A 25,372-nucleotide genomic window follows, 5' to 3' on the forward strand; every position below is an offset into this window, starting at 1 on the left:
CACGACTGCAGGCGCCACCCAGGGCGCCTGCTGCGGGCGGGGGGCACGATTTGGCCCACGTCCCCCCCTTTAGAGAGCCCCCGCGAAGAAACGGTAGGGCCAACAGAAAGAGCCGCCGACGGGGCTTTTGAGGCCCCGTCGCGCGGCTCGTATCCGATCTGAGCGAGCTTCGGCGCCAGGGGCGCCGGTCGGCACGCTACTTCTTCTTAGTCTTCTTTTTCTTCTTGGCGGTCTTCTTCTTGGCCGCCTTCTTCTTCACCTTCTTCTTGGCGGTCTTCTTCTTAGCCGCCTTCTTCTTGGTGGTCTTCTTTTTGGTCGCCTTCTTCTTCTTGGCGGCCTTCTTCTTGGTCGCCTTCTTCTTCTTGGCGGCCTTCTTCTTCGTCGTCTTCTTCTTGGCGACCTTCTTCTTGGCCGACTTCTTCTTGGCGACCTTCTTCTTCGCCGTCTTCTTCTTGGCGACCTTCTTCTTCTTCTTGGCCACTGTCACATCCTCCATAAAGAGTCATGGCGATCGGACGTAAACTCCGACGCCTCCTAGGCGTCGACGCGACCGCCAAGTCGCAGCTGAGCCGCTCTTCCGCAGCGGCCACCGATTGAACGCCAAAGCGATCCGCTTCCTTGGTGAACCGCTAACGCGATTCGAGCGAAGCGAATGCAGTGACAGTCATCGGCTGCTTCTGCGCGTAACTGTAAACATTACTCCAAGCAGTGCAACAGGTTTTTCGAAAATCCTTGCTCCAAACGACCGTCGCCACGCCACCTTCGGAGCGACTCTGAGCGCCGCGCGACGAGCCGAGCACGCCGCGCCTTGCTTATCAGAAAAGCGACAACGTCGAACCGTCGTTGAGCCGCGCGCACGGTTGCTTCGCGCGCTTGAGCGCGCCGAACACGCGTCTCTCTTCGTGCGATGCGCGCCGCAACGCGAAACGCTCGCCTGCGCGCAAACGCGTTTTTTCCCGAGGAATTTCGCGTTCGTCGACTTCGCTCGCACGCAGTATGGCGTTCCACGCAACCGCGCGCCGCGCGCGACGCACGTGGATCGGGTCCCATCCGTACCAAGCACGCGGGGGCGCGACGAACGCGAGTGAGCGCTCGTGGCAGAGCGCCTGTAGCCTTTCGTCGAGCTCGCGCGACAGCGCTCGCGCGTCGTCGAAACGGAGGCGGCTGAACGGGAAAAATATTTTTTGGAAAAACGCGAACCGACGCCTCCCAACACCCTCGATCGAGTGCAAGGGCAAGCCAACGACGCGCACTCGCGCGCCGCGCGCGACGAGTCGATCAACGCACTCCGCGACCCAATCGGCGACGCGCGCGGGCGCGACTCCGTAGAGCAAATCGTTGCCGACATCCGTCACGAGCGCGTTCGTTTGAGAAGCTGGGGCGAGTGCGTCGAGCGCGTTCCACAGCCCGCAGTCTCGAATCGAGACGATGCGTCGACCCATCACGTTCGACGCGAGGCCATAAGACCGTCCGTGCGCGGCGGTCATGAACATCTCGATCGGTCCGCCCGCAAGTTCGCGCGCCGCAGTGACGATTGTCGGCAATCCGAAAGCGACGTTGCTCGCTCCCAGCACGACAAGCCGCTCGGCTGTCTCTGTGGGCTCGAGAGCGGTCGGTCCTTCGCCGCTCATCAGCCGCCGCCTCGCGAGTTCCGGTACGCCCCGAGCGTTTGGTAGTTGCTGTAGCCGAGCATGCCGAACAGCACCGCAGCGAACTGGGCTCCGCTCATGAAGAACCACAGGGCCAACGCGGCCGCGACGCCGATCGAGAGCTTCAGCGACGCCTGCACCCCCCAGCTCGGCGAGCGGGCGTAGAGCAGCAGCTGCCGGGCGATCTGGCCGCCGTCGAGCGGGTAAACCGGCATCAGGTTGAGGATCCCCCACCAGATGTTCACGTACAGCAGGTCGTGGACCAGCCGGCTGAGCTGCGGCGAGGAGAAGGCGCCGAACCAGTAAGTCCCCCACGGCAGCGTGAACCCTTGGGCGCCGCGGTACTGCTGGACGATCGCGTTGAACTGCGTTTGATCGGCGTGGGGCACGATCGCGCGGCCGGTGGCGGCGATGGCCGCCACGGTGAGCATGGCGAGCAGGAAGCCGGCCGCCGGGCCGGCGAGCGAGATCAAGATCTGTTTGGAGGGCGCCTCGTCGGCGCCGTTGCCAAATGCCAACCCGCCAAAGCTGTAGAGCACGACGTGGGGCTTGCCGCCGAAACGGCGTTGCACGATCGCGTGGCCCATCTCGTGGACGACGATCGACACGAAGACCGCCACAACCCACATCACCGCGTCGGCCGGGGCGCTCGAAGAGCCCATCACGCCCATCAGCAACGTGATGACCCAAAAGCTAGGATGCACCCGAATCGGCACGCCCAGCAAGGAGAACTGCAGGTCGTAGGGCGAGGGCGCGATGTTGCCGAACAGCATCCGAATCTTTTCTTCTGGGACCAATCGGTGGACGCGAACAAGAGGGGGCGCGTAAGACCCGCCCCAGCTTGGTCGGCGGCTGCGCCGATGGCAAGTCAGGCCGCCTCGCCGGCCGCCGGATTGGAAGCGTCGGCCGCACCTGGTTCGAGATGCCCAAGCAGGTACTCCGCCGCGCGGAGCGACGCCCCGCCGTGCCCGACCCGTTCGCGCAGCGCGGCCATTTGATCGACGAGCGCCCGCCGGCTCGCGTCGTCGGTCAGCCATCCGACCAAGTGGCCGGCTATGAGCTCGGTGCGGTCTTCGCAGGTGAGGTACTCCGGCATCAGCACGTGCGCGTCGCGCGGGTCGGCGGCGTCGTAGACCCCCACCGGTTCTTTGGAGTCGGCGAACAGGTCGTCGGCCGTCAGCAGATTGACCAGCGTGATGTAACGCACACGGCGGAACCACTTTTGGACCGCGAACGCGAAGCGTGAGACGTGGTAGACGACGACCGTCGGCTTGGCGTGGTAGAGCAACTCGAGCGACACGCTCCCCGAGACCGCCAGGCAGCAGGTGGCCGCCTCGATCAGCTCGGGCGTGCGGCCGACGTGGACCGTTGTTCGCTCGGCGAGCGCAGCGGGGCAAGCGGCGAGAGCCTCGTGGGCCATCTCCGCCTGCTTCTCTTTGAACGACGCGATCGCGAAGCGTGTGGTCGGGACCTGCTCGAGCACCCGCTCGGCGGCTTCCAGTTGCTTGGGCAGGTTGGCCTTCACCTCTTGGGTGCGTGAGCCGGGCAGGATCGTCACCAGTGGGCCGGCGGCGCCCTGGTGCTCGGCGACGAACTCGTCGTCGAGCTCGCGGCCGCGGAGCTCGTCGAAGTACGGGTGCCCGACGTGCGTGGCGTTGCAGCCGCGCTCGCGGAACCACGCTTCTTCGAACGGCAGCTTGCAGAGGGCGTGGTCGACATCGCGGCGCATCTTCTTCACCCGCCACGAGGCCCAGCCCCACAACTGCGGCGCGCCGTAGTAGAACACCGGAACGCCCTGCCGCTTGGCCGCGCGGGCGATGTGCCAGTTGAAACCGGGGTAGTCGATCAGCACGACCGCGTCGGGCCGGTTCTCGGCGAAGTAGCGTTCCGCTCTGCGCTTGAGCCCAATGAACTTCGGCAGGTTGAGCAGCACCTGCAGCAGCCACATCACCGCGAAGCGCGTGAGGTCCTCGTGCAGCTCGCAGCCCTCGGCCGCCATCCGCGGTCCGCCGTAGCCGACGCAGCGTACGTTCGGGCGGCGCTCACGCAGTTCGCGAACGAGGTTGGCGCCGTGCAGGTCGCCGCTCGGCTCGCCTACGGAGAAGAAGATCGTCATGGGCTCGGGGCGTGCGTGGGTGTTGCGTGCGGGGCCGCAACTATCCCAGATTCCCACGGCTCGCGGAACGCCAATGCTCAGAGCACACAAAACGCTCGAATAGCCGACGGCCCACGGTCGTTGGAGGCGCCACACAACGCCGTTCGACGACCATGGGTCGTCGGCTACTCGGAAGCCTCCTCAGAGGCCGTGTGACGCGGCTCTTCGAGTCGCAGGGTCTGCACGCCCGCGACCGCTAGCACCGCCGCCCCCGCGACGAACACCGGCGTGCAGCCGACCAGGCCGATGATCCAACCGACCAATGGCGCCCCGACCAAGACCGGCGCCGCGAGGCAGGCGCCGATCGCGCTGAGCAGCATCGGGTGGTTCTCCGGCTCGGTCAGCTCGAGGGCGTAGTTCATCAGCAGCTTGATCGACACCGGCGTGAAACCGAGCGGCACGAACACCAGCCAGTACCACCCCTCGGCCGCCTCGGCGCCGAGCGTGGCGAGCACCACCGCGATGATCGGCGCGAGGATCGAGCCCCACACCGTTAGCCGCAACGCGGCGCGGTTGCCGCGACGGTCGGCCAGCGGCCCGACCAGCAGGCTGAACAGCGCCACCGCCACGTGCTGTCCCACCAACCAGCCCAGCAGCGACCGCGGGTCGAAGCTCTCCACTCCCTCGCGGGCGAGCGCCTGGTAGTGGGGGAACAGCATGAACGTGGTGCTGTAGAGCAACGCGGTGATCGCTGCGCCGTGGAACCGCGGGCCGTCACGCAGCAGCCGCCATGCGCCGCTCAGTTTCTCCCAGGGGTTGGACGCCGGTTCGGTGTAGTCGTCGCGCCGCTCGCGCACCAGCAGCATCGCCGCGGCGGAAAGCGCGAACGCCACGGCCGGGGCGGCGAAGATCCAGCCGAAGCCGCCGTCGTCCTTCGCCAGCCAGCCGGGCATCAACCACCAAGCCAGCGCGATCGCCGCCGGCGCGCCGACGAACACCGACGCCGAGAACAGCCGGCCGCGGAGCGTCGGGCGTATCAGCTTTCCGGTCGCCGCGTGCATCGCGAGTTGGTTGACGCCCGTCAGCGCGAAGAACACCCCGTAAGCGGTGAGGAATAGGTAGGGCATCCAGCCGGCCGGCTCGCCGTCGGCGCCCCGCCACGCGCCGCTCGCCCAGACCGTCGAGAGCAGCGCGAAGGGGATCGCCATGCCGAAGCTCGTCATCGCGATCGAGCGCGACTTGCGCGGCGAGAGCTTCACCCAACGGGCGGCCAAAATAGGCGGCACGCTGAAACCGAACCGGTTGAGCACCATCATCCAGCCGAGCATCGTCGGCGACCCGCCGACCACCGCGAGGAAGTACGGCATCACGACGCTCTCGGTCTTGAAGATCCAGCCGACCCGGAGCAGCAGTTGCTGCATGGCGAGCACCAAGAAGTTGCGGCCCTCGTGCGGGTGCGGCTCGTCGGGCCGCTTGTGCGACGGGCAGAGCGGCTCGTCGGCGCCGCGGTCGATGTCCTCGGCGTCGGCGGCGAAAGCGGGTTTAGAAAGGCGGGACAAAGCGTGGGGCCAGCGGTGGGAGGTCAGAGGTCAGTTAGCGCGTGGCGAGCGACGCATGGCGAGGCGCCGTAAAAGCATCTCACCAATCAACGCCGCCGCATCATCTCCCCCAGCAGCATCTCCAGATAGCTGCGTCCCTCCGGTTGAGAGAGCCCTAAACGCCCGGCGAGGTTCACCACAGCCTGTTCAGCGTCGTCCTGCGACGTCTCGTCGGCGAGCGTCTCGACCTCGGCGTACAGGCCGAGGCCCTCGACCCGGTCGATCGTCAGCTCAAACGCCCGGCCGTCGAGCGTGAGCGAGAATGCCTCGCGCCGCTTGCGGACGGCCGTCACTTCGCGGAAGCCGAGCCGCAGGAGCACCTCGCGCCAGCCTTCGGTGGTTCCCTCGGCGAGCGGCAGCTCTTGCTCGAAGCGGGTCTTTGCGGCGCCGCCTAGCTTCGCCCCTTTGTAGGTCAACCGGCTCGCCTCGCCAACCGTGCGGATGCGCAGCGCCTCGTCCGTTTGGGCGAAGTCGCGCGACGGGTGGTTGAAGTAGGCGTCCGATTGCTCCGAGACTCCTTCTGATTCGGCGCCGAGTTCGGCGAGCCTCGCCCGGAAGGCGGCTTCGTCGGCGAGCGGGAATTTGAGTTCGATTTCGAGCATCAAGAGGGAACCACGAAGCAGTAAGGACAGAAAGAAACGGGGCGATTAGACTACCACGGGCCGACAAAGATTCTGCGGCTCGTCACGAAGACAGGAAGAACGGAAGTAGAAACCACGGATAACACGGATGGGCACGGATAAGAGCCCCTTCCATCCGTGCCCATCCGTGAAATCCGTGGTCAACTCCTTTCGCCCCACGCACTGATTGGCTTGAGCTGTGCGATTCAATGTGCGCTATATGCTGGCTGTTATGGCGTTAGTCGCCTATTACGCTGTGTTCGTGGGCCTGCTGGCAAAACGTGGCCTGCTTCGCGTCGAGTGGAACGCAGCGGATGGGATCGTCCTCTTCTCCGCCGCATTGCATCTCTACTGCCAATGGTCGCGAGTTGCATTGATTGGCCGCTCTCCCCTCGCGTGGCGGCGCAGTGAAGATAATTGGCGGCGTCCCAACCTCTATCACGTACTATTGGTCTGTTTCTTCGGTCTAAGCTTCTTGATAGGCCTATACCGAAGGATCGATGCCAATACGTTCATGCTACTGAATGCGGCTGCATGCCACACGATTATTGAATCCTTGGCATGGGTGTTTGTTGGTGAAAAAGGGCTACACACTGGCCTCACGACGATCGCTTGGGAAGAATGCCGGTTTTCATGGGACCGTGCAAAGCACACTCTGACACTAATGCGTACCACTAACGGACCATGGGAAATGAGGTTAGCGCTTCCACCGGCTATTGAGCGCCGCATATTGTCACGCCTCGCCGAGAACCAGGTCCCGAAAGAAGCAGCCTCGGATAACACGGATGGGCACGGATAAGAGCCCCTTCCATCCGTGCCCATCCGTGAAATCCGTGGTCGAGTCGTCTTTACCCCACGCACCGATTGGCCTAAGCCATGCGATTCGCCGTCTCTGATCTGCTGCTGCTCACGGCCCTCGTGGCGATCTACGCCGCGGGGAATTATCTGATGCCGGCGCCCGAATTGTCGTTCGCCAATCTTGCCATCGGCGCGGTCACGATCCTCGGCATGACGGGGCCCATCGCATACAGTATCCACCAGCATCGATCGACTTGTGGGAAGCGAATGTTTGCTTGCCGCTTGAGAAACTTCTGGCTGATGCACGTCGTCGTGTTGCTGATCTATATTGCCTACGTCGCGGTCGGCGTCGTCACCGGCATGAACGGGGCGCCGCTGGTCATCGCCATCTGCGCAGGCCATCACCTGATTTTTCTCTTGATGCTCCGGGTCGTCTTCACGGAAGAGGGGTTCCTAATCGGAGCCATGTTTGCGCGCTGGTCCGAGCACCGAGTGAGTTTTGACCCACGGACCAACCGCCTCGACTTCCGTCGCCTGCCGGGTGTGAAAGCGCCGTGGTTCTGGTCCCTGCAGTCGCCCGGCCACGCCAGGCTCGCCGGCGACGTGGCCGACGAAGTCCAGGCGATCCTTGCCGAGAAGCAGAGCCCGATCGAAGTAACCACGGATAACACGGATGGGCACGGATAAGAGCCCCTTCCATCCGTGCCCACCCGTGAAATCCGTGGTCGATTCTTTTTGCCCCACGCACCGATTGGCTTGAGCCATGCGATACGGTCTACGCGATCTCCTAATGCTCACTAGCCTTGCGGCGTTGTACGCCGCAGCGGCCGCGATGTGCATGCGGACTTTCGGTCCGGTAGTGTCCACAACGTCCTTGATTATTGGCGCCGTCGTCTGGCTGCTTTCAGCTACAGTTCACGCTCTCGATGCCAAACACAGGCGGGGAATGAATATCTTGCGAATCTGGTTGCCATTCGCTTGGCGTTGGCACTGGCTGGTGGCAGGGTTGTTCGCAGTGATGGTCGTCTTGCTTGGGGGTCTTCGCAGCAGCAGTGGTAGTAAGAACGACTGGCGTTTGATTTTTGGGGCTGCCGCCTATTTCCACGTTGTGATTGTGCGGAGGAACCAGATTGGCTTCTATCGGAAGGGGGTCGCTTACGCGGGACGTTTCGCCCACTGGGCGGCGGCCGATTGGCGGCTCGAGGAGAGCAGTCTTGGGACACGCCTTGTGCCGCACTTTCTTTCGAGGGATGGCGCAGTGCCTCCGCCACTAGCTGGCTGGCCGCTGGTTCCCGAAGACGCGTTGCCACAGGTCCGCACGATCCTCGCTGAGAAGCAGGGCGAGGAAGACGAATGATCAACGCAGGTAAGCCGCGGATGGCGGTTGAGGGGCCATCCGCGGCTTATCTGCGAAGATCTGCGGCGAATACTTTCGGCTGCCGCACCGCGTCAGGCAAGCTCATCTTCTGACAGCGGAGGCTGACCGGGGCCCCGCACACGCAGCACGCGTAGTTCGTCGCCGACCGTGACGAACAAGCCTCGATAGGTTCTTCCGCGGCGCGTCTTGAAAAGAAATTGGCGGACTTCAAACGGAGTCGCCTCGCCTTCAGGAGCCAACCCACAAGCTTGCGGAAGCTCAGCCGCCAAGGCGACAGCCGCCTCAAAAGCTAGCCACCATCGCTGTGCGCCTTCGGCGGTGCGTTGGTAGAGATAGTCGTTGATCGCCTGCGCGTCGTGTTCGGCGCGGGGCAAGATCCGCAACTGAAGGCCCATCAAACTTTATTTCGCCGACGGAACTCGTTGGCGAAGTCGTCGAATGGGCGACCGGTTTCACCGTGCTCCATATCACGAAGGGAAGCCTCGAGTGCGAGACGGTCCTCTTCGAACGATTGGCTCTCACGCCATTCGTCGTAGAGGCGATCGATCGATAATGCCCCGTCCGACGCGAGTCGTTGCTTCGCGTACGAAGCGAACTCGTCGACAAAATGCTCAGTGTTGTTCATAGCGGAAGGCCTGCAGATGTTCCTGTCATCAACTAACCCGATTGTAGCACGCTCGGGACCTTCTCACGAAATCGGTGGGTTCTCTTCGCCACTGGCGGATGGCGCCTCGCAGGTTATCCGCTACTTGTCTGCGATGCTGTGCGGCTATTCTCTTCAGCAGAGATACGTCGGCCGGTCGATCGTTTGGTCCTGCGACCCGTCGGCGGCGACGCGCTCCGCCACGCCTTCGGCGTCCAGGCCGTAGAGCGGGCTGACTTCGACCGTCACGCCTTCGGCCACGCCGCGGCCGGCGGCCTCGAGCCAGCGGCGGTGCTGGTTTTGCATGAACAGCTGCACGTACTCGGCCGTGTCCTTGGGGGCGCCCGGGGCGTTCTTGAGCGGCGCAAAGACCTCCTCTTCGGCGTACTCCACGACGATCGGGTTCTGGGCCTTCGGCAGCAGGTCGAAGATGAACCGCTCGAACTTTAGCGCGTTCGGCTCGGTCGGTTCGACGGTCTCGCCCCTCTCGGGACAAACGTGCGGCACCTTCTTGTTGGCGATGTGGAACGGCAACGCGTCCTTGAGCGCGAGCATCCGCTCGAGGAACGCGACGTCGAACACGTGGACCGCGATGCTGCCGGCCCAGAACTTCAGCCCGCCGGCGTCGTCGGTCGCGGCAGCGACCTCAGAAGGAAAGTCGCTGTACTCGATCACGTTGAGCTCGTCGCCCAGCATGACGAAGTTGCCGAGCTTGTCCTCGGGCGCCTGCTTCGTGACGGCCATCGAGGTGAGCTCGCTTTCGGCGAGCAGGTGGTAGCCGAGCATCTCGGCGTCGCCAATCGGCACGATCGGGTTGTCGACCTGCAGGTAGAAAAGTTGCTTCACGCCGCGGCGGCGCATGTGCTCGGTGGCGCCGCTGCTGGCCAGGGCGGCGATCGTGCCGCCGTGGCCGTCGGGGCTGAGGAACAGCTCCCCCTTGTCGGCCAGCAGCATCTTGCCGGTCGATTTATCGACGGCCGGCATCGTGCCTTGGCAAAAGACGAACAGGTCGTCCTCGGCGAGTCCGAAGCGGTTGTTCTCTTCGAGGAACTTGACTTGCTCGTCGTGCGTGATCGGACTGGTCATCAGATAGACCGGCACACCCACGCCGTGCCGCTTGGCGAGCGCGACCGCCTTCTCGAGATGGATCTGCAGCAAGGTGGCGCCGGAGACCGGCCCGATGGGGAACACCCCCTTGGGGTGGTCGAAGCCGAGGCGGCTCCCCTGGCCGCCGGCCACGAGCAGCACGCCAACCTCGCCGGCGTCGAGCGTTTGCTTGCCACGCTCGGAGGCTTGGTCGGGCGTCACGCCGAGGCCGCCCCCCTGCCCCGCCTCGCGGTCGCTGAGACGCATCGCCACGGGCGGTTCGGCCGTGCGGGCGAGCTCGGCCCAGTCGGGCTGGTCGGCGTCGCCGCGGTAGAGCTCGCCGAGTTGCTCGAGATCGACCGCCGCAAGCTGCGCGGCCAGCTTTGATTGCTGCCCTTCGGTCAGGTCGTCCCAGAAGCCAACGGCGTGCTGCTGGCCGTGGGGCGTGAGTCGTGCGAGGAGTTCGGCGGGGGCGGGCATCGGCGGCTTGTGTCGTGAGAGGGAAGTGGTGATCCGAGTGGGCGGGGGTATTGGCCCACGAATGCCTTGGCGAGAGCCGCATTATCGCCCGATTGCCGTCGTCTGGCTACCTCACGCGGCAGCCTCTGGGCGAGGCCCCTAGGGCGCCCTGCCGGGAGGCCGTATTTTCCGGCTCGTCGGCCCCGCCGAGGCGTTGCTGCCGGAGCCCACAACAAGATATAGTGTGGGCTTGGCGTCGCCGGCTTGGCGACGCTCATGACCCCGATCACGCGACTCGTCGTCGCCCCCCGTATCACGTCGAAGCGACCAAGGCGAAGAAGCCTTCTGCGCTTCCAAGCACCTGTTCGCTTTCAAGGAGACATCTCAGTGGCATCCGGCAATTATCTGTTCACCAGCGAATCGGTCAGCATGGGGCACCCGGACAAGGTGTCGGACCAGATCAGCGACGCGATCGTTGACGACATCTTGGCCAACGACCCCAACCCCGGCGCCGCCCGCGTGGCTGTGGAGACGCTCTGCACCACCGGCCAGGTGGTGGTGGCCGGCGAGGTCCGCACCAGCCACTACGTCGACGTGCAGAAGGTGGTCCGCGAGACGATCAAGCGGATCGGCTACACCGACCCATCGATCGGCTTCAGCCACGACTGCGGCGTGCTGAACGCCATCCACGGCCAGAGCGAAGACATCGCCCAGGGCGTCGACGCCGAGACGAGCCTCAGCGACGAGCAAGGCGCCGGCGACCAAGGCCTGATGTTCGGCTACGCGTGCAACGAGACCGACGTGCTCATGCCGCTGCCGATCCACCTGTCGCACCGCATCGTCGAAAAGCTGGCCGAGCTGCGCCAGAGCGGCGAGCTCTCGTACCTGCGTCCCGACAGCAAGAGCCAGGTCACCGTGGAGTACGGCCCGGACAACAAGCCGATCCGCATCGACACGGTGGTCGTCAGCACGCAGCACGACGAGAGCATCCTCGCCGACTGCGGCAAGGTGATCACCGAGGCGGCCAAGCAGGAGATCATCGACAAGGCGATCAAGCCTTGCCTGCCCGCCGAGTTCATCGACGGCGACATCACCTACCACATCAACCCGACCGGCAAGTTCGTGATCGGCGGCCCGCACGGCGACACGGGCCTCACCGGCCGCAAGATCATCGTCGACACCTACGGCGGCCGCGGCCGCCACGGCGGCGGCGCGTTCAGCGGCAAGGACCCCTCGAAGGTCGACCGCTCGGCCGCCTACATGGCCCGCTACGTGGCGAAGAACATCGTGGCCGCCGGCTTGGCCGACGAGGTCGAGGTGCAGCTCGCCTACGCGATCGGCGTGGCCGAGCCGGTCAGTGTGAACGTCAACACGTTCGGCACGGGCAAGGTTGATAACGAGACGCTGATCGGCCTGATCCGCGACAACTTTAGCCTCACGCCGGGCGGCCTGATCAAGGAGCTGGGTCTCACCCGCCCGGTGATGTCGGCCACGGCGGCCCACGGCCACTTCGGCCGCGTGCCCGGCCCGAACGGCGAGTTCAGCTGGGAGAAGACCGACAAGGCCGACACCCTGGCCAAGGCGGCCGAAGGCGCCGCCGCGGCGGTTTAATCGTCTCACCACAGAGAGCACAGAGGACACAGAGAGGAGTCGCAGGGGACTTGAGCCGCTGCCTTCCTTTTTCTTTCTCTGTGTCCTCTGTGGTGAATTCTTATGGAACTAAGAATCGGCTTAGGCGAAGACCGCCACCGGCTCGACGAGCCCGGCACGGGCCCGCTGCGCATCGGCGGGATCGACGTGCCGCACGGCCGTGGCCTCATCGGCCACAGCGACGCCGACGTGCTGCTGCACGCCGTGACCGACGCCTTGCTGGGCGCCGCCGGGCTGGAGGACATCGGCGAGATCTTCCCCAACACGGACGGCGAGAACCGCGGCCGTGACTCGCGTCACTTCCTGCGTCACGCTTACGAGTTGGTCCGCGCCGAGGGCTTCGAGTTGGTGAACCTCGACTGCGTCGTCTCGGCCCAGCGGCCCAAGCTCGCGCCGCACAAAGACTCGATGCGACGCGTGATCGCCGAGACACTCGAGGTGCCGGCCGGGCGTGTGGGCCTCAAGGCCAAGACCGGCGAGGGAGTCGGCCCCGTGGGCCGCGAGGAGGCGATCGACGCCCGCTGCGTCGCGCTCGTCAGGCACGAAACGGACGCCGACCACTGATCTCCTCGCCGCGTCGGCCCGATCAGGCGGCCATCGCCCGGCAGCTCTCGACGCACTTGCGGCAGCTTTCCGCGCACGTCTTGCAGTGGCTGTTCGAGTGCTCGTCGCATGCGTCGGCGCACCACTGGCAGATGTCGGCGCACAAGGCGCACGCCTTGGCGGCGAAATCGCTGTCGACAGCCATCAGGCTCGCGCAGAACTGGCAGGCGGCCGCGCACTCCACGCAGCATGCCGGGCAGTCGTTCATCGTGTCCTTGCCGGACATCTCTTGGAAGCAAGTCAAGCAGTCGACCGCGCACTGCTGGCACGCAACGAGGCAATCGGCGTAGGTTTCTGTAGCAACGCTCATGGTTTTCCTCCGGGAAAGTGATTGAGAAAGAATCCTTTCCGAAGGGGGATGCAAATCGGGCGCCTCACGCGATAGGAGCGTAAGCCGGCATTGGAACGGTTGCTGACGGTCCCGCTCGATCCAGTGTGCGAGCCGCGGCGCCGGAGAGGTCGCCAAGCGGTCGCCCCCCTCAATAAGCCATGCCGCGTTGGATGGAGTCAAAAACGGCCGATCGGCGAGGGGCGATTCAATCGCGAGAAACAAGTCTCTTGGTGGGCGTCTCGCAGGTGCGTTCTAGAGCGCACTACTAGTAGCCGTAGCGTCGTTTTCGCCTTGTCGACGCCGAATCATACCGCCACACACGCTACGCATCTGTGCGATTCGCGCTAGCAACTACGTGGCGGCCGCCACGTAACCGCGCGAGCAAATCAAGCAGCAAAGGAAACCGCCAAAGCGACGCCGCCCGACAAAGTATCTATGCGGTGCAACTCGATCCTGAGCCAGTCGGCTGGCGGCCGGTCGAAGGCAATTCATCGGACGGGAACCAACGCTCGACCACCGCGAAGAACTCTTCCGAGCTGCGGATCGTGGCGACGTGCTTGCGGAACTCGCGGGCGCCGCGGCGGCCCTGGGCGTAGCAGCAGGCGTACTTGCGCATCAGCACCGAGCCCTTCTGCTCACCGAAGCGGTCGACCACCAGGCCGAAGTGCCGCACCATCAGGCGCCGCTGCTCGTCGAGCGACGGTTCGAGGGGCGCCGGCTCGCCCCGCAGCAGGGCCGCCGCCTGGGCGAACAGCCACGGCTTGCCGAGCGACGCCCGGGCGATCATCACGCCGTCCACTCCGAAGTGGGTGAACGCTTCGAGCACCTTCTCGGGCGTGTCCAAGTCGCCGTTGCCAATCAGCGGGATCCGCTTCAGGTGCGGCTTGATCGAGGCGATCGTCTCCCAGTCGGCCGAGCCGCGGAACATGTCGGCCGCCGTGCGTCCGTGGACCGTGAGCGCCGCCGCGCCGGCGCCCTCCACGATCTGGGCGACGTCGTGGATCACGATCTTGTCGCGTGTGCAGCCCAGGCGGGTCTTGGCCGTCACGGGGGTCGGCGCGCAAGCCTCGACCACGCGCTCGATGATCCGCCCCATGCGGTCGGGCTCGCGGAGCAGGTACGACCCGCTGTGCGCCTTCTCGGTCACCTGACGCACCGGGCAGCCGAAGTTGATGTCGACCACGCTGACGCGGTAGTCCTCCACGAGGCGGCGGCCCACTTTGGCCAGCGTCTCGGGGTCGTTGTCCCAGATCTGCACGGCCAGCGGCCGCGGCTCGTCGGCCACGCCCCACAGCCGGTCGGGGTGTTCGGCCTCTTGCTCATCGAGCCAGACGAAGCCCTTGGCGTTGACCATCTCGGTGGCCAGGAGCCCCGAGCCGCCAAACTCGCGCACGATCTGCCGGAAGGCGTAGTTGGTGAACCCCGCCATCGGGGCCTGCAAGATCGGCGGGTCGACGACCAGGTCGCCGATCACCAACGGGGCGATCTGGGGGCGGCCGGCCGGCGCGTTGGTCGAGAGGGTCGTCACGTGAGCAAATCGTTCGGGGAAGGACGGGTTGTGCTGGAACCCATCATACCCCAGCCGCGGGCGGAAGCCGACACGCAACCGGTCACGCCGCTAGAACGCACTACTGATAGCCGTAGCGTCGTTTTCGCCTTGTCGACGCCGAGTTACACCGCCACACACGCTACGCATCTGTGCGATTCGCACTAGCGGAGACCGCCGCCGTACGCCGATTCGCCAGAGCCGGAGGCGCCGCTCGGCCGACCGCCGAAGGTGGACTGCGAGGGGCTGCGGAATTGGGCGCCGTTGGGGTCGCCCGCGGCCAGGCGGTTGCCGTCCTCCAGGCGGATGAGCATCGCCACCAAGCGGCCGGTCTCGACATTTCCGGGCGAAGCGATTTGCGAGTAGCGGTTGATCTGCTCGTTGTAGTTGCGGGCGATCTGAACGAACGCCCTTCGATTGAGCGCCAGCAGTTGCAAGGCGTGCACCATCCGGTCGCTGTCCGCCGAGCCGCTTCGCTGGCTGGCGACCTGGTCGACCAACGCCGTGCTGCGGGTCACGCTCTCGGCCGCTTGCCTCAGCTCGGCCAGGCGTTGCGGCAACAACTCGTTGAGGAGCCGCGCCTCGCTCGGCCCCGATCCGCCGAAGATGTCCTCGAATCGGGTGGCGTAGCGTTCGCAGAACGGGGCGTCGCTCGGCAGGGGCCGCACGCCCGTGCCGAGCATGCCGGCGAGCCGAAGCTGCGCAGCCTCGGCCGCGAGCAGCGACGTGCCGACACGCGTGGCGAGATCACGTTCGGCCTCGCTCAGCACCGTGCTGTAGCCGGAGGTTTGCGACTTGAGTTTGCTGAGGTCGCCCGCCTCGCGGACGCCGAGGTAATAATCGGCCACCGCCGCGCTGAGCCGCCAGTAGGCGTCGATCAGTGCGGCCTTCTGGTCGCGCGACGCTCCGTATTGGGTGACTTCGAGCAACGTCATCGGCGAGCCTTCGAGCCGCGTGCCCTGGGGCGGCGACAGGATAGCTCGCATCATTGCCTGAGGCGCCAAGCCGCTAGGCGTGTACGCCGGCTCGGACCGTGCGGCCTGCGACGACGCCGGCGGCGAGAACGTCGAGGGCTGCGACCGCAGTTGGTTGTTGCTAGTGGCCCGCGTACCAACAAAACGACTGTCCGTAGACGGGGCGGTCGCGGCTAGGCCCTGAGTGGCCGCCGAGGTGCGGGCGGATGAGGCGCCGCGACTAAACGGGTTGCTGGGGGGCGAACCGAACGAGCTCGGCGTGGGCGGCGACGCGCTCGCGGCGGCGCTGCGGCTGGGGGATGTCGCGGGATTAGTCAGCGCCGCCGACGAGCCGGAGGGGCTCCGCAGTGTGTTGGGCGGGCTGTTCGCGGAGGACGCGGGCGTTGAATCGAACGGCTTGAGCTTGAAACGGTTGGCGTCGCTCGACGCTTGGGTCTGCGAAGAAGCGGCGCCCATGGCGGCTGAAGGCGCCTGTCCCGCCGACGGCGAGGCGGGGGGGTTATCGAATAAATGAGAGATGCCGGCCGAGCCGTTGGAATCGCCGTAGCGGCCTTCGGCCACGGCCCGGTCGGACGCCATGCCCAGGGCCGCCATCAAGACGAAAGCGGGCAATCCAAGGGAGGGCGAAACTATGGCGCCCCGGGCGATCGCACGCATCACAAACTCCTTCGACACAAAGATACCGTGGGCGGTGGGGGCCGCCGGCGGGGTATAGCGAGTGCGCCGGCGTGGACGCGAGAACCGTGTCAGATTCCTCTTGTGGGGTCAACGCCAGCTCGCCCGGCTGCGGTCAACCGCTCGTTGGCGGCAGAGGGGCCCGGGAATGACCTATTCTTACAAGTGATCACCCCAGCGCTAGCGATTCCCGCTGGCGGGGCCGTGTGTCGCAATCGCCCGGAATAGCAAGATGGAAGCCCCCCGCCCTGCCCCGCCCTCGCCTTCGCCAGCTGCCGCCGCGCCGATCGTACCGCCACGGCCCGTAGCCCCATCGCCGGCGCCCCCGAGGCAATCGCAGCCGGCGCCGCCGCAGCCAGGGCCAGCCGGTCCAACCCCGCCACGCCCTGCGCCCACGCCGTTCGCCAAGTCGGCGGCCCCCGCCGCCCAGGGGGGGCCTTACCCGCAAGCCAGCAGCGGCTCCGGCGGCGCCGCCACGGGTCCCATCGACTCGGCCACCCAATGGAAGCGGTTCTTCCACGAATGGCCCGCGTCGATTCCGAAACGTGGTGTCGTGGTCAACACGCTGAACGAGGCGATGCCTTTCAAGGCGTTCATGCTGGCGGGCGACATGTTGCTGCTCGAGCGCACCAACCCCGACACGCTCGGCGCTCGCTACCTGCTGCTGCCGTTCTGCGAGGTCTCGCTCGTGAAGTTCATCGACCCGATGAACCAGCAGACGCTCGAGAAGGCGGGCTTCCGTGGGAAGCTAAGCCAGTAAAGCGAATGACGAATGACGAATGACGGAACGAGGAAAGGGTGACCGCCGAGCGGCAGGTTCGTCATTCGTGCTTCGTCATTCCTCTTCCTCTTCTTCTCAATTACGATCGCCGACGCAGTAGAGCGCGGCGTCGCTGCGCAAGAAGATCTGCCCGTCGGCGATCGCCACCGTGGCGTTCACCTGGCTGTCGTCTGACTCGAAGCTGTTCTGGGCAATCAGCTCCGGCTCCTCGGCCGTGTTGAACACCAGCACGCCGTCGTGCCGCGAGGCGACGTAAATGCGGTCGCCGGCAAGCACGGGCGAGGCGTACACCGGATGACCGCCGCCAAGATCGAGGCGGTCGCGAACGAGCCGCTCGCCGGTCTCTGCGTCAATCACGACCAGCATGCCCTTCGTGTCGACCCAAAAAAGCCGGCCGCCGGGCAAGAGCACCGGCGTGGCGACGTAGCTGAGCTCCCGGGTCCGCCACACGGTGTGCGTGTCGGACGCGTCGCCGTGACCTCCGGGGCGGAGCATCATGCCCGAACCGCGGTAGCCGCCGGTGACGAACAGCTTGTCTTCGACCGCGATGGCCATCGGAGAGATGTTGTTGGAGAATTCGTTAGCGACCGACCACTTCTGCTCCCCCTTGTCGGGGTCGATGCCCAGGGTCTTGCCGACACAGACGACCACCAGCTCCTCCTCGCCGGCGTCGGTCGTGGCGATGACCGGCGTGTTGTACGCCTTCTCCAACGCGGGGTCCTCAAAGCGCCAGCGCTCCTCGCCGTTGGCCGGATCGAGCGCCAGGATCGCCCGGCCTTCGTCGGCGGCATTGACGATCAGCGAGTCTTTGTAGAGCTGCAGGCTGGCCGCCGTCCCCCACCCCTCGGGGCCCGACTGCTTGCCAACGGCGACATGCCACATCGGCTCGCCGCCGAGCGAATAGGCGTACACGCCCGACTTGCCGTGCTGAACGTACACCCCCGACTCGTCGGCCACAGGCGTGTTCGACGCGTAGCCGTGCTCGGTGATGAAGCCCTCGTAGGAGTCTTCGGCGCCGTCGGCCGGCACGCTCTGCCGCCAGAGCTCCTTGCCCGTGGCGCGGTCCGCGCAAACCAAGTGCCGCACCAACGCGTCCATCGAACCTTCTTCACCGGGAACGCCGTAGCCGGAGTAGCAGGTCACGAAAACCCGCTCGCCCAAGACGATCGGCGACGAGGCGCCGGCCCCTGGCAGGTCGAGTTTCCAGGCTAGGTTCTCCGAGTCGCTCCAGGTGAGCGGCGGCGCAGGGCCCGTGGCGATCCCCTGCCCGTTCTCGCCGCGGAACCGCGGCCAGTCGTCGGCCGTCGCCGGCCCGGCGAGCAGGAGCGAAGCGGCGAGGGCCAGCACGGCACGGCGAGTCAACAAGGGCTTATTCATCACGAGGTTCCGGCGTTCGTGGTTGCGTTATGGGGTCGCGTCGGGCGACGGTCACCCCAGCGTAGGCGATCTCACCACCGGGCGACCAGAGCACGGGATGCTCTTTACAATTAGTTGAACGAACGTTCTATTACCCGCCGTGAAGCCGCTCACACTACAAGCAAGGAGACCCCCGCCGTGCCCGACTTCCGCACCAACACGCGTTACGCCCTGCAGCGCACCCGCCAGATCACCGAGGCGCTGATCGAGGTGCTCGACGGCGACGATTGGAGCCACCGCGTGGCGCCCGACACGAACTCGCCGTTGTGGATCATCGGCCACTTGGCGTGGGTCGACAACCGCATGGCGGGCCGCTTCCGCCCCGAGCGGGCGCTCGACGCCGAGAAGGTTTGGGGGGAACTCTTCCAGTTCGGCACGAAGCCGCTCGACGCCGGGGAGTACCCGCCGATCGACGAGGTGCTGGCCGTCTGGCGTGAGCGCCGAGAGAACCTGCTCGCGGTCTTCGACGAGGTGAGCGACGAGGAGCTCGACGCCCCCGGCCCGCCGGCCGACGCCGCGAGCCCGATCCCCGGCGCCCCGTGCGCGGGGTACTTCTTCCTGTTCACGTCGCAGCACGAGCTGCTGCACACGGGGCAGCTGACCGTGGTGCGACGAGTGCTGGGACACGCGCCGCTGCGCTAAGGAAAATTGGCGAGCTTACGCTTTAGCGATCGTGATGTCGCCCGCCTTGCGGGGCGCTTTGCCCTCGGGCGTGGCGTCGCTGTCGGGGTCGAACCACGCGGGGTCGAACTCCACGCGACGGTTCTCGTCCATCGCGATGTTGCTGGTGAGCGCCACCACGGCGTCGGCCAGCGCCACCTTCGGGTTGCAGTGCAGCGTGCTCGACGGCTCGCCGTTGCGGATGCACCAGGCCCAATGCTCGATCTCCTCGCGGTAACCACGCGACACGTCGGCCTCCACCGCCGCCGCGGCCACGGCCGCCTGGCCGCCGCCGGTCTCGTAGCTCTCGACCAGGTTGGACTTGTCGCCCACCTTGACCGAGGTGCGCGTCTTGGCGCCGGAGTAGAGCATGGTCTCTTGCTCGCGCTCGAGGATCAGCGTCCCCTCGGTGCCTAGCACGACCTCACCGTAACCGCCGTAGCCGTTGCCGTTGATCGACGAGTAGCTGACCAAGATGCGGCGTGACTCGTCGGCCGCGGCCTTGGTCGGGTCGTTGTCCTCGAAGTAGCCCTTGCCGGGGTACTCGTAGGTGCAGACGACGTGGTCGTCGACGTCGCGGTCGTGCGGGAAGATCGACCGCTGCCCCGAGCCGCTCACCGCCAGCGGGCGGACCTTCGTCTTGCCCTCGAATTGCGAACTGATGAAGATGCCCGCGGCGTCGAGTTGGTGGCTGCCGAGCTCGGCCATCAGGCCGCCGCCGGTGCGGTTCCATAGCCGCCAGCGGATCAGCTCTTCGAGCGCCGAGCGTTCGTAGCTGTCGCCCACCGTGCCCGGTTGGTAGCCGTACTTCGTGGCGTTGACGTCAAGGTCATCCAGCTGAGCTCGTTTCTGAGCGACCTTCTTCTCCCACAGCGCGATGTCGGAAGGCTTGACCTGTTCGGCGAGCTTGCGGCTCCAAGAGTCGAGTTCCAGAACGATCTTGTACTTCTCGATCACCGCTTGCTCGGCCGCATCGCTGATCTTGCGTGCCTCGCGGCGGAGCTGGTCCACTTCTCCCTTGGTGAGTGGTTCGGTCGGCAGCGGCGGCTGCCAGCTGTCTTTGCCCGGCAGGTTGCCGCGGTGCCACTGGGCGCGCAGGTGGTGGATGTCGCCGATCAGGCCGCGCTTGATCGTGTCGACCGCGTTGCCGTAGAGGATGCTGTAGTGGCGCTGGTGGCCGGTGGCGAGCAGCGTGCCGGTGGCGTCCGCCACGCGGGCCATCTCCTTGCACTGAGCGACCGAGTGGGCCATCAGCTTCTCGGTCAGGACGTGCTTGCCCTTCTGCATCGCGGCGATCGCCGCCACGTCGTGCAGCCAGAGCGGCAGGGCGATGATCACCGCCTCGATGTCGTCGCGCTCCAGCAGCTCGTGGTAGTCCTGGTAGACATCGATCTCGGCCTTGGCCGCCTTCTCGTTGGCGTAGCCGAACGTCTGGATCAGCCCCGGCCGGGCCTTCAGGGCCGACGTCGAGTAGGCGTCGCCGTGGAATGCGCGGTGGACGCTGTAGGGACGGATGTCGGCGATCGCCTTGACCGTAACGTAGTCCGGGTTGAGCGATCCCATCAGCACGTTGCCTTGGTCGCCCGTGCCAATGATGCCGATGCGCACCGGGTCGCCCAGCTTCTTGTCGTAGCCGAAGTAGGCGGCGCCCACGCCGCCAGCCACCACCGTGCCGGCGAGAGTGAGTTCCTTGAGGAAGTCGCGTCGCGACTCCAACAGGCCCTCGCCCATCACGCGTTGGTAGTTGTCTTTGCCGATCTGCTTCTCTTCGGGGGAGAGATCCATCTAGGCGGCCTCTGCCGGTGTGGGGGGAAGGGATTCGTGCGTTTTGGAGTAGTTGAAGTAGCGGTTGGCCTTCATGTACAGGCCGTCGAGGCCGGCCCATTGGCCCGCCGAGGTGGCGGCCAGCACCAACAGGGCCATCGCCTCGACCAAGATGTAGAACAGGTTGTCGGTCGCGGCCCCGGCCACCCACGGCGGCTGGGTCGACATCACCGAGAACAAGAACAGGGCGCCGACTACGCCGGCGACCGGGGTGAGCAAGCCGAGGAACAAGCAGACCCCCACGCCGAGCACGACGCAGGTCACGGCGAAGTCGATCCAAACGAGCGAGGTGCGCTCGGCCAGGGCGGCCCGCACACGGTTCTCGCTGGCGGCGCCGTCGGTGATCCGCACCACGTCCTCAATCCAACGGTTCTCGAATTCGACCACCGGGCTGGTGATCGACCGGTACAGGCCGCTCACCTCGCGGCTTTTATCGTCGACCCGCGTTTGCATGAAGGCCGTCGGCTTGTCGGTCGCCTCTTCACGCAGCTGCTCGAGCCGCCACGACTCGTGGTCGAGCGACTCGAGGTTGGCGCCTTGGTCTTCAATCGCTGTGACGATCTGAGCCAGGTGGCTGTCGGCCGACGAGCGGACGGCGGCAATCAGGTCATCGTCTTTCAATAAGCGGCTAAGCCGCTGGATGCTCTGGTCCCAGTCGAGCTCAATCCGCTCGAGCCAGGCGGCGTAGTAGGATTCGTCGATCGGCTTCGAAGCGACGGCGGCGTCGTAGTGGTAGGGCCGCGGCTGGCCAAGCAGTTTGGCGGCGTCGTGCGGGCCGGTCAGCACGCTCTGGTAGAGCGGCGCCATCGGCCCCTTGGCGCCACGCAAGAAGCCTTCGGACGAGAAGCCCGGCTCGAGCTTCTTCATGCCCTCGTTGTAGAAATGCCAGCCCGTAGCCAGACGCAAGGCGACGAGCATACAGATTGCGATCGTGCCGTACTTCGCCATCAACGCTCTCCGTACCGAAACGGTTGGTCTGAAAAGGAAGGACTGAGGTTCTAAGGCGGGAGGCGTCATCCGGCGGGACCGCCGTAACGCCAATCGCCGCAAGGGCTTCGTACGCGGCGGGGGACCCAAGGCTTCCGCTGCGGCGTGCTTGAGAGCCATCGGCCGGAGGACAAATCGGGCCCCGCCTCTAACACGTCCCTACAGGTCGGGCGGTCAAAGGCCGATGCTGTTTGACGCCGCCCGAGCTCTATATATTACGCTGACCACCCCGAACCCGCCACTGGCGGCGATCGCCCTAATCCAGACAGTCACCCACTCATTAGTCGCCCAATGGCCGCTTTCGAGGGAGACTGGCTGCTCGCACTATCGGCCCTCCGCAGGGTCTAGCCGCACGAAAGCCCACACCGATCGTGAAAATTGTTCTTTGCTACCCGGTCGAAGACCGGCATGTCGCGCAAATCCGCACGACTCTGCAACAGGCCGGCGTTCAGGCCGAGGTCGTTGACGCGGGCCAGGAACGGATCGCCGAGCAGCTACTCGATGCCGACATCTACTGCGGCCACGCCAAAGTGCCCGTGCCATGGCCCGAGGTGGTCGCGGCTGGAAAATTGAAGTGGATCCAGTCGTCGGCGGCCGGCATGGACCACTGTCTCGTCCCGGAGGTGATCGCCTCGAGCATCCCGGTGTCGAGCGCATCGGGCATCTTGGCCGACCAGGTGGCCGACCACACCATGGCCTTGCTGTGCGGGTCGATGCGGAGTTTGCCCGTGTTTTTTCGGGCGCAGCAGAAGAAGGAGTTTATCCGCCGGCCGACACGCGACCTTCACGGCTCCCGGGTCGGCATTGTTGGTTTCGGCGGAAACGGTCGCCGGCTGGCCGAGGTGTTGTCGCCTTTCAAAACAAGGCTGTTCGCCACCGACTGCTTTCCTGAAGACAAGCCGGAGTATGTCGAGGAGCTGCTCGGCGCCGAAGAGCTCGACAGCCTGCTGCCGCGGGTCGATGTGTTGATCCTCGCCGCCCCGCTGAACGATGAGACACGCGGCATGATCGACGGCCGGCGGTTGAACCTGATGCCGCGCGGTTCGTTCCTGGTGAACATGGCCCGCGGGCCCCTGGTCGTTGAGGAGGATTTAGCCGACGCCCTCGAATCGGGGCAACTGGCTGGCGCCGGGATCGATGTCACCGAGGTCGAGCCGCTGGCTCCCGAGAGCCGGCTGTGGGAACAGCCCAATCTGATCATCACCCCCCACGTGGGTGGCCAAAAGTCGAGTCGGCTCGACGACATGACCGATTTTTTCTGTCTCAATTTAGACCGCTGGTTTCGCGGCGAGACTCCCAGGAACTTGGTAGAAAAGAAGCTCGGATTCCCTCTGCCAGAGCACGCGAATTGGAAAAAGGCGCCCTAGAACTGGGCTATACTGTGGGAGGGCCCTTCCCCTTCGTCGTGGCGGTCGATTTGATGGGGACGACGCTTGCCCTGTAGGGCTTACCGAAAAACCAGGTCAGGCGGCTTAGACCGCTGCTGCACCTCACCAATCCCCCAGCCTAAAATAAAACCGTGCTGAGTCGCTCTGGTCCGCTATGATGGGTCGCCCGCCTAATGGCTTGGGGAGCACGACACCCAGCCCAGCCTCTTCTCCCAACCGACCTGCGCGAGACCGCGATCGCTTGCAGCCGCATGAAGCGGTTTCTCTCCATTCGGAATGCAATAGGCCGGAACACGGACGCCGCACGCATGAGCACCACCATCATCCAACAGTCGCGAACGCTCACGTTCCACGGCGAGCCTGCGCCCCCGCGGCGGCACAACGAGCTGGACGGCAAATACGACGCCCTGATCCAGGGCGACCGGCTCGGTTGGACCGAGCACCTGCGGCTCAAGCGGCTGCTGGGCACCGGCGGCCAAGGCGTGGTGTACCTCAGCGAGCGGCGCGGCGCCGACGGCTTCACCCTGCCGGTGGCGCTCAAGTTCTTCTCGCCCGAGCGCTACCCCGACGAGCGGACCTACGAAGAAGCGATGCGGCGGATGTCGGCGATCGGCGGCCGGGTGGCCCAGATCCAGCACGACACGCTGATCGACGTGCAGAACTTCATCGAGCGCGACCGCATCCGCATCCTCGACATGGAGTGGATCGACGGCTACGACCTCGACATCCTGCTCACCCCCGCCATGCTCGAGCGGGCCAAGCAGCGGGTGAGCAACACCCGTTGGGAGTACATCAACGACGTGATCGCCACCGCCGGCCCGGTGCGGCCGCGGCTCAAGGCGGGCGTCGCGGTGTCGATCATCCGCGAGTGCTTGGGCGGCCTGGCCGCGCTGCACCGCGAGGAGATCGTCCACGGCGACATCAAGCCGTCGAACATCATGGTCAAGCGGACCGGCTACCCAAAGATCATCGACATCGGCTCGGCGATCGACCTGAACGACGTGCCCGCCCAACGGACCTGCACGCCGCAGTACGCGGCGCCCGAGATGCTCGAGCGCGAGGAGTTCACGCCGCGCAGCGACCTGGCGAGCCTGGGCTACGTGCTGATCGAGCTGTTGGCCGGACGGCCGCTGTTCGCCGGCATCAACGACTACGCCAAACTGCTCGAGGCTAAGCGGACCCTGCCGCAGCGGCTCGAGGAGATCTTGCCGCAGGAAGTGACCGACAGCGATCTGCTGATGAGCATCTGTCGCAAACTGACGGCGCCCGACCCGATGCTCCGCTACTCCACGGCCGAGCAGGCCGACATCGACGGCCAGGGCCTGGCCGAGTTCCAGCGTTCGCTCGTGCGAGGCGACCTGGCGAGCGAGTACGAGAACGAGCTGCGGGTGTGGCTCGAAGAACTCGATTGAGCGTTGCTCGCGTCTGAGCTTCTGATGCGGCCGCCTGGGCCGGTTTTGTGGGTTGTGCCGCCCGCTGCCGCAGGGGTTGGGCGCCCCAATCTCTTCTCGCCGAGAGCGACTCCCGGCGATCCCGAGCTAGGCTTTCTCTGACCACGACAGGTCTGACCACGACCGGGCGGCCCCGGCGTGGATACGCCCGTTGCCCTCGCACGCGTACCGATTTGCCATGTCAGCTCAGCCATCACCGTCCGGCGACTCTCAGGTCAGCCAGTGCCCTCGCTGCGAGGCCCCGTTCACGGCCAAACCACCGGCCGAAGGCGCCGCGATCGAGGTGCGCCGCTGCCCATCCTGTTCGCTGTACTTGTACGCCACGGTCGACGCCGATTCGCCGGCGGGGGCGGTGGGCGAGTTGCGTCCGTACCACGACTTGTCGAGCCAGCGTCCGGCCCAACTCCGTAAGGTGATTGACGATATCACCGTGCGTCGCAAGGCCGATGAACGCCGCCAATCGGACCGTGTCGAAGCCAAGCTGCCGCTCGTGGCGATGTCGGTAAACGGCGCCTTTTACCCCGTCAGCGAGCCGTTGCGCGTCTTTACGAGCAACCTGTCGATCTCGGGCGCGATGATCAATTCGCCCGAGAGCTTCACCGAGCCGTTGCTGCTGCTCGACTTTTCGCTGTCCGGCAAGCCCGGCGCCCAGGCGGTGATGAAAGTGCTCAGGCAAAGGCCGCAGGGCGACACGACCGAAGTGGCGGGCGAGTTTCTCACGCCGCTCAACCACCCCGGCCTGCACTAGCGGCCTGGACTG

At 65.6% G+C, this 25,372-nt stretch carries 26 protein-coding genes; 11 read left to right on the forward strand and 15 right to left on the reverse strand.

Annotated elements, in window-relative coordinates:
• Positions 1-196: 196 nt before the first annotated feature.
• The 6 genes from Mal64_RS19990 to cyaB all read right to left on the reverse strand — a co-directional run bounded on the left by Mal64_RS19990 (position 197) and on the right by cyaB (position 5,944).
• A complete protein-coding gene (locus tag Mal64_RS19990; protein ID WP_197525888.1) occupies positions 197-481 on the reverse strand; it encodes a hypothetical protein in 285 nt (94 codons plus the stop codon).
• Positions 482-815: 334 nt separating this feature from the next.
• A complete protein-coding gene (locus tag Mal64_RS18215; RefSeq protein ID WP_146403001.1) occupies positions 816-1,544 on the reverse strand; it encodes an SGNH/GDSL hydrolase family protein in 729 nt (242 codons plus the stop codon).
• 86 nt (positions 1,545-1,630) lie between these two features.
• Positions 1,631-2,422 (reverse strand): site-2 protease family protein, encoded by a 792-nt coding sequence (locus Mal64_RS18220; protein ID WP_146403003.1) that lies wholly within the window; start codon positions 2,420-2,422, stop codon positions 1,631-1,633.
• A gap of 95 nt (positions 2,423-2,517) precedes the next feature.
• Positions 2,518-3,765, reverse strand: coding sequence for a lipid-A-disaccharide synthase (lpxB, locus tag Mal64_RS18225; RefSeq protein WP_146403005.1), 1,248 nt, complete (start codon positions 3,763-3,765; stop codon positions 2,518-2,520).
• Positions 3,766-3,929: 164 nt separating this feature from the next.
• Positions 3,930-5,303: an MFS transporter gene (locus Mal64_RS18230; protein WP_146403007.1), complete on the reverse strand. Its 1,374-nt coding sequence runs from the start codon at positions 5,301-5,303 to the stop codon at positions 3,930-3,932.
• An 86-nt stretch (positions 5,304-5,389) separates the two neighbouring features.
• On the reverse strand, positions 5,390-5,944 hold the full coding sequence (cyaB, locus tag Mal64_RS18235) for a class IV adenylate cyclase (protein WP_146403009.1): 555 nt from the start codon (positions 5,942-5,944) through the stop codon (positions 5,390-5,392).
• 217 nt (positions 5,945-6,161) lie between these two features.
• Between cyaB and Mal64_RS18240 the strand changes: the two genes are divergently transcribed.
• The 3 genes from Mal64_RS18240 to Mal64_RS18250 all read left to right on the forward strand — a co-directional run bounded on the left by Mal64_RS18240 (position 6,162) and on the right by Mal64_RS18250 (position 8,117).
• Positions 6,162-6,761, forward strand: coding sequence for a hypothetical protein (locus Mal64_RS18240; protein WP_146403011.1), 600 nt, complete (start codon positions 6,162-6,164; stop codon positions 6,759-6,761).
• A gap of 77 nt (positions 6,762-6,838) precedes the next feature.
• Positions 6,839-7,447: a hypothetical protein gene (locus Mal64_RS18245; RefSeq protein WP_146403013.1), complete on the forward strand. Its 609-nt coding sequence runs from the start codon at positions 6,839-6,841 to the stop codon at positions 7,445-7,447.
• 103 nt (positions 7,448-7,550) lie between these two features.
• On the forward strand, positions 7,551-8,117 hold the full coding sequence (locus tag Mal64_RS18250) for a hypothetical protein (protein WP_146403016.1): 567 nt from the start codon (positions 7,551-7,553) through the stop codon (positions 8,115-8,117).
• A gap of 92 nt (positions 8,118-8,209) precedes the next feature.
• On the opposite strand, the gene Mal64_RS18255 is transcribed toward Mal64_RS18250, so the two are convergent.
• From Mal64_RS18255 to Mal64_RS18265, 3 genes are all read right to left on the reverse strand, one after another.
• Positions 8,210-8,533: a type II toxin-antitoxin system RelE/ParE family toxin gene (locus Mal64_RS18255; RefSeq protein WP_146403018.1), complete on the reverse strand. Its 324-nt coding sequence runs from the start codon at positions 8,531-8,533 to the stop codon at positions 8,210-8,212.
• Positions 8,533-8,763, reverse strand: coding sequence for a hypothetical protein (locus Mal64_RS18260; protein WP_146403019.1), 231 nt, complete (start codon positions 8,761-8,763; stop codon positions 8,533-8,535). The genes Mal64_RS18255 and Mal64_RS18260 overlap by 1 nt, the downstream gene beginning before the upstream one ends.
• Positions 8,764-8,916: 153 nt before the next feature.
• Positions 8,917-10,347 (reverse strand): UTP--glucose-1-phosphate uridylyltransferase, encoded by a 1,431-nt coding sequence (locus Mal64_RS18265; protein ID WP_146403020.1) that lies wholly within the window; start codon positions 10,345-10,347, stop codon positions 8,917-8,919.
• Between the two features lie 366 nt (positions 10,348-10,713).
• Between Mal64_RS18265 and metK the strand changes: the two genes are divergently transcribed.
• Together metK and ispF are read left to right on the forward strand one after the other, a co-directional pair.
• Positions 10,714-11,937: a methionine adenosyltransferase gene (metK, locus tag Mal64_RS18270; RefSeq protein ID WP_315852814.1), complete on the forward strand. Its 1,224-nt coding sequence runs from the start codon at positions 10,714-10,716 to the stop codon at positions 11,935-11,937.
• A 102-nt stretch (positions 11,938-12,039) separates the two neighbouring features.
• Positions 12,040-12,540: a 2-C-methyl-D-erythritol 2,4-cyclodiphosphate synthase gene (gene ispF / locus Mal64_RS18275; protein ID WP_146403023.1), complete on the forward strand. Its 501-nt coding sequence runs from the start codon at positions 12,040-12,042 to the stop codon at positions 12,538-12,540.
• 22 nt (positions 12,541-12,562) lie between these two features.
• On the opposite strand, the gene Mal64_RS18280 is transcribed toward ispF, so the two are convergent.
• From Mal64_RS18280 to Mal64_RS18290, 3 genes are all read right to left on the reverse strand, one after another.
• The gene (locus tag Mal64_RS18280) at positions 12,563-12,889 is read right to left on the reverse strand and encodes a four-helix bundle copper-binding protein (protein ID WP_146403025.1); all 327 of its coding nucleotides are present in this window, start codon (positions 12,887-12,889) and stop codon (positions 12,563-12,565) included.
• A 454-nt stretch (positions 12,890-13,343) separates the two neighbouring features.
• On the reverse strand, positions 13,344-14,438 hold the full coding sequence (gene dusB, locus Mal64_RS18285) for a tRNA dihydrouridine synthase DusB (protein ID WP_261342196.1): 1,095 nt from the start codon (positions 14,436-14,438) through the stop codon (positions 13,344-13,346).
• A gap of 182 nt (positions 14,439-14,620) precedes the next feature.
• The gene (locus Mal64_RS18290) at positions 14,621-15,442 is read right to left on the reverse strand and encodes a hypothetical protein (protein WP_146403026.1); all 822 of its coding nucleotides are present in this window, start codon (positions 15,440-15,442) and stop codon (positions 14,621-14,623) included.
• A gap of 172 nt (positions 15,443-15,614) precedes the next feature.
• Here Mal64_RS18290 and Mal64_RS18295 point away from each other — a divergent pair, with 172 nt between their 5' ends.
• Together Mal64_RS18295 and Mal64_RS18300 are read left to right on the forward strand one after the other, a co-directional pair.
• Positions 15,615-15,944: a hypothetical protein gene (locus tag Mal64_RS18295; RefSeq protein ID WP_146403028.1), complete on the forward strand. Its 330-nt coding sequence runs from the start codon at positions 15,615-15,617 to the stop codon at positions 15,942-15,944.
• Between the two features lie 393 nt (positions 15,945-16,337).
• On the forward strand, positions 16,338-16,865 hold the full coding sequence (locus Mal64_RS18300; protein WP_146403030.1) for a hypothetical protein: 528 nt from the start codon (positions 16,338-16,340) through the stop codon (positions 16,863-16,865).
• A gap of 96 nt (positions 16,866-16,961) precedes the next feature.
• Here the strand turns inward: Mal64_RS18300 and Mal64_RS18305 are convergent, their stop codons facing one another.
• A complete protein-coding gene (locus Mal64_RS18305) occupies positions 16,962-18,263 on the reverse strand; it encodes an outer membrane protein assembly factor BamB family protein (RefSeq protein ID WP_146403032.1) in 1,302 nt (433 codons plus the stop codon).
• A 177-nt stretch (positions 18,264-18,440) separates the two neighbouring features.
• On the opposite strand from Mal64_RS18305, the gene Mal64_RS18310 reads away from it, so the two are divergent.
• Positions 18,441-18,944 (forward strand): DinB family protein, encoded by a 504-nt coding sequence (locus Mal64_RS18310; protein ID WP_197525873.1) that lies wholly within the window; start codon positions 18,441-18,443, stop codon positions 18,942-18,944.
• 15 nt (positions 18,945-18,959) lie between these two features.
• Here Mal64_RS18310 and Mal64_RS18315 read toward each other — a convergent pair whose 3' ends face one another.
• Together Mal64_RS18315 and Mal64_RS18320 are read right to left on the reverse strand one after the other, a co-directional pair.
• A complete protein-coding gene (locus Mal64_RS18315) occupies positions 18,960-20,747 on the reverse strand; it encodes a Gfo/Idh/MocA family protein (RefSeq protein ID WP_146403036.1) in 1,788 nt (595 codons plus the stop codon).
• A complete protein-coding gene (locus Mal64_RS18320) occupies positions 20,748-21,734 on the reverse strand; it encodes a DoxX family protein (RefSeq protein ID WP_146403038.1) in 987 nt (328 codons plus the stop codon).
• A gap of 410 nt (positions 21,735-22,144) precedes the next feature.
• Here Mal64_RS18320 and Mal64_RS18325 point away from each other — a divergent pair, with 410 nt between their 5' ends.
• The 3 genes from Mal64_RS18325 (at position 22,145) to Mal64_RS18335 (ending at position 25,360) form a co-directional block, all read left to right on the forward strand.
• A complete protein-coding gene (locus tag Mal64_RS18325) occupies positions 22,145-23,140 on the forward strand; it encodes a D-2-hydroxyacid dehydrogenase (RefSeq protein ID WP_146403040.1) in 996 nt (331 codons plus the stop codon).
• A 329-nt stretch (positions 23,141-23,469) separates the two neighbouring features.
• Entirely contained in the window at positions 23,470-24,573 is a 1,104-nt protein-coding gene (locus Mal64_RS18330) for a serine/threonine-protein kinase (protein WP_146403042.1), read from the forward strand.
• A 217-nt stretch (positions 24,574-24,790) separates the two neighbouring features.
• Entirely contained in the window at positions 24,791-25,360 is a 570-nt protein-coding gene (locus Mal64_RS18335) for a PilZ domain-containing protein (RefSeq protein WP_146403044.1), read from the forward strand.
• Positions 25,361-25,372 lie beyond the last annotated feature (12 nt).

The organism is Pseudobythopirellula maris, assembly GCF_007859945.1.
GTDB lineage: Bacteria > Planctomycetota > Planctomycetia > Pirellulales > Lacipirellulaceae > Pseudobythopirellula > Pseudobythopirellula maris.

Excerpts from the sequence above, each read along its gene's own strand:
- Mal64_RS18220 (WP_146403003.1), bottom strand. The coding sequence starts at position 2,422 with ATGCTGTTCGGCAACATCGCGCCCTCGCCCTACGACCTGCAGTTCTCC.
- lpxB (WP_146403005.1), bottom strand. The coding sequence starts at position 3,765 with ATGACGATCTTCTTCTCCGTAGGCGAGCCGAGCGGCGACCTGCACGGC.
- cyaB (WP_146403009.1), bottom strand. The coding sequence starts at position 5,944 with ATGCTCGAAATCGAACTCAAATTCCCGCTCGCCGACGAAGCCGCCTTC.
- Mal64_RS18245 (WP_146403013.1), top strand. The coding sequence starts at position 6,839 with ATGCGATTCGCCGTCTCTGATCTGCTGCTGCTCACGGCCCTCGTGGCG.
- Mal64_RS18250 (WP_146403016.1), top strand. The coding sequence starts at position 7,551 with ATGCTCACTAGCCTTGCGGCGTTGTACGCCGCAGCGGCCGCGATGTGC.
- Mal64_RS18255 (WP_146403018.1), bottom strand. The coding sequence starts at position 8,533 with ATGGGCCTTCAGTTGCGGATCTTGCCCCGCGCCGAACACGACGCGCAG.
- Mal64_RS18260 (WP_146403019.1), bottom strand. The coding sequence starts at position 8,763 with ATGAACAACACTGAGCATTTTGTCGACGAGTTCGCTTCGTACGCGAAG.
- Mal64_RS18265 (WP_146403020.1), bottom strand. The coding sequence starts at position 10,347 with ATGCCCGCCCCCGCCGAACTCCTCGCACGACTCACGCCCCACGGCCAG.
- ispF (WP_146403023.1), top strand. The coding sequence starts at position 12,040 with ATGGAACTAAGAATCGGCTTAGGCGAAGACCGCCACCGGCTCGACGAG.
- Mal64_RS18280 (WP_146403025.1), bottom strand. The coding sequence starts at position 12,889 with ATGAGCGTTGCTACAGAAACCTACGCCGATTGCCTCGTTGCGTGCCAG.
- Mal64_RS18290 (WP_146403026.1), bottom strand. The coding sequence starts at position 15,442 with ATGCGAGCTATCCTGTCGCCGCCCCAGGGCACGCGGCTCGAAGGCTCG.
- Mal64_RS18300 (WP_146403030.1), top strand. The coding sequence starts at position 16,338 with ATGGAAGCCCCCCGCCCTGCCCCGCCCTCGCCTTCGCCAGCTGCCGCC.
- Mal64_RS18305 (WP_146403032.1), bottom strand. The coding sequence starts at position 18,263 with ATGAATAAGCCCTTGTTGACTCGCCGTGCCGTGCTGGCCCTCGCCGCT.
- Mal64_RS18315 (WP_146403036.1), bottom strand. The coding sequence starts at position 20,747 with ATGGATCTCTCCCCCGAAGAGAAGCAGATCGGCAAAGACAACTACCAA.
- Mal64_RS18320 (WP_146403038.1), bottom strand. The coding sequence starts at position 21,734 with ATGGCGAAGTACGGCACGATCGCAATCTGTATGCTCGTCGCCTTGCGT.
- Mal64_RS18330 (WP_146403042.1), top strand. The coding sequence starts at position 23,470 with ATGAGCACCACCATCATCCAACAGTCGCGAACGCTCACGTTCCACGGC.
- Mal64_RS18335 (WP_146403044.1), top strand. The coding sequence starts at position 24,791 with ATGTCAGCTCAGCCATCACCGTCCGGCGACTCTCAGGTCAGCCAGTGC.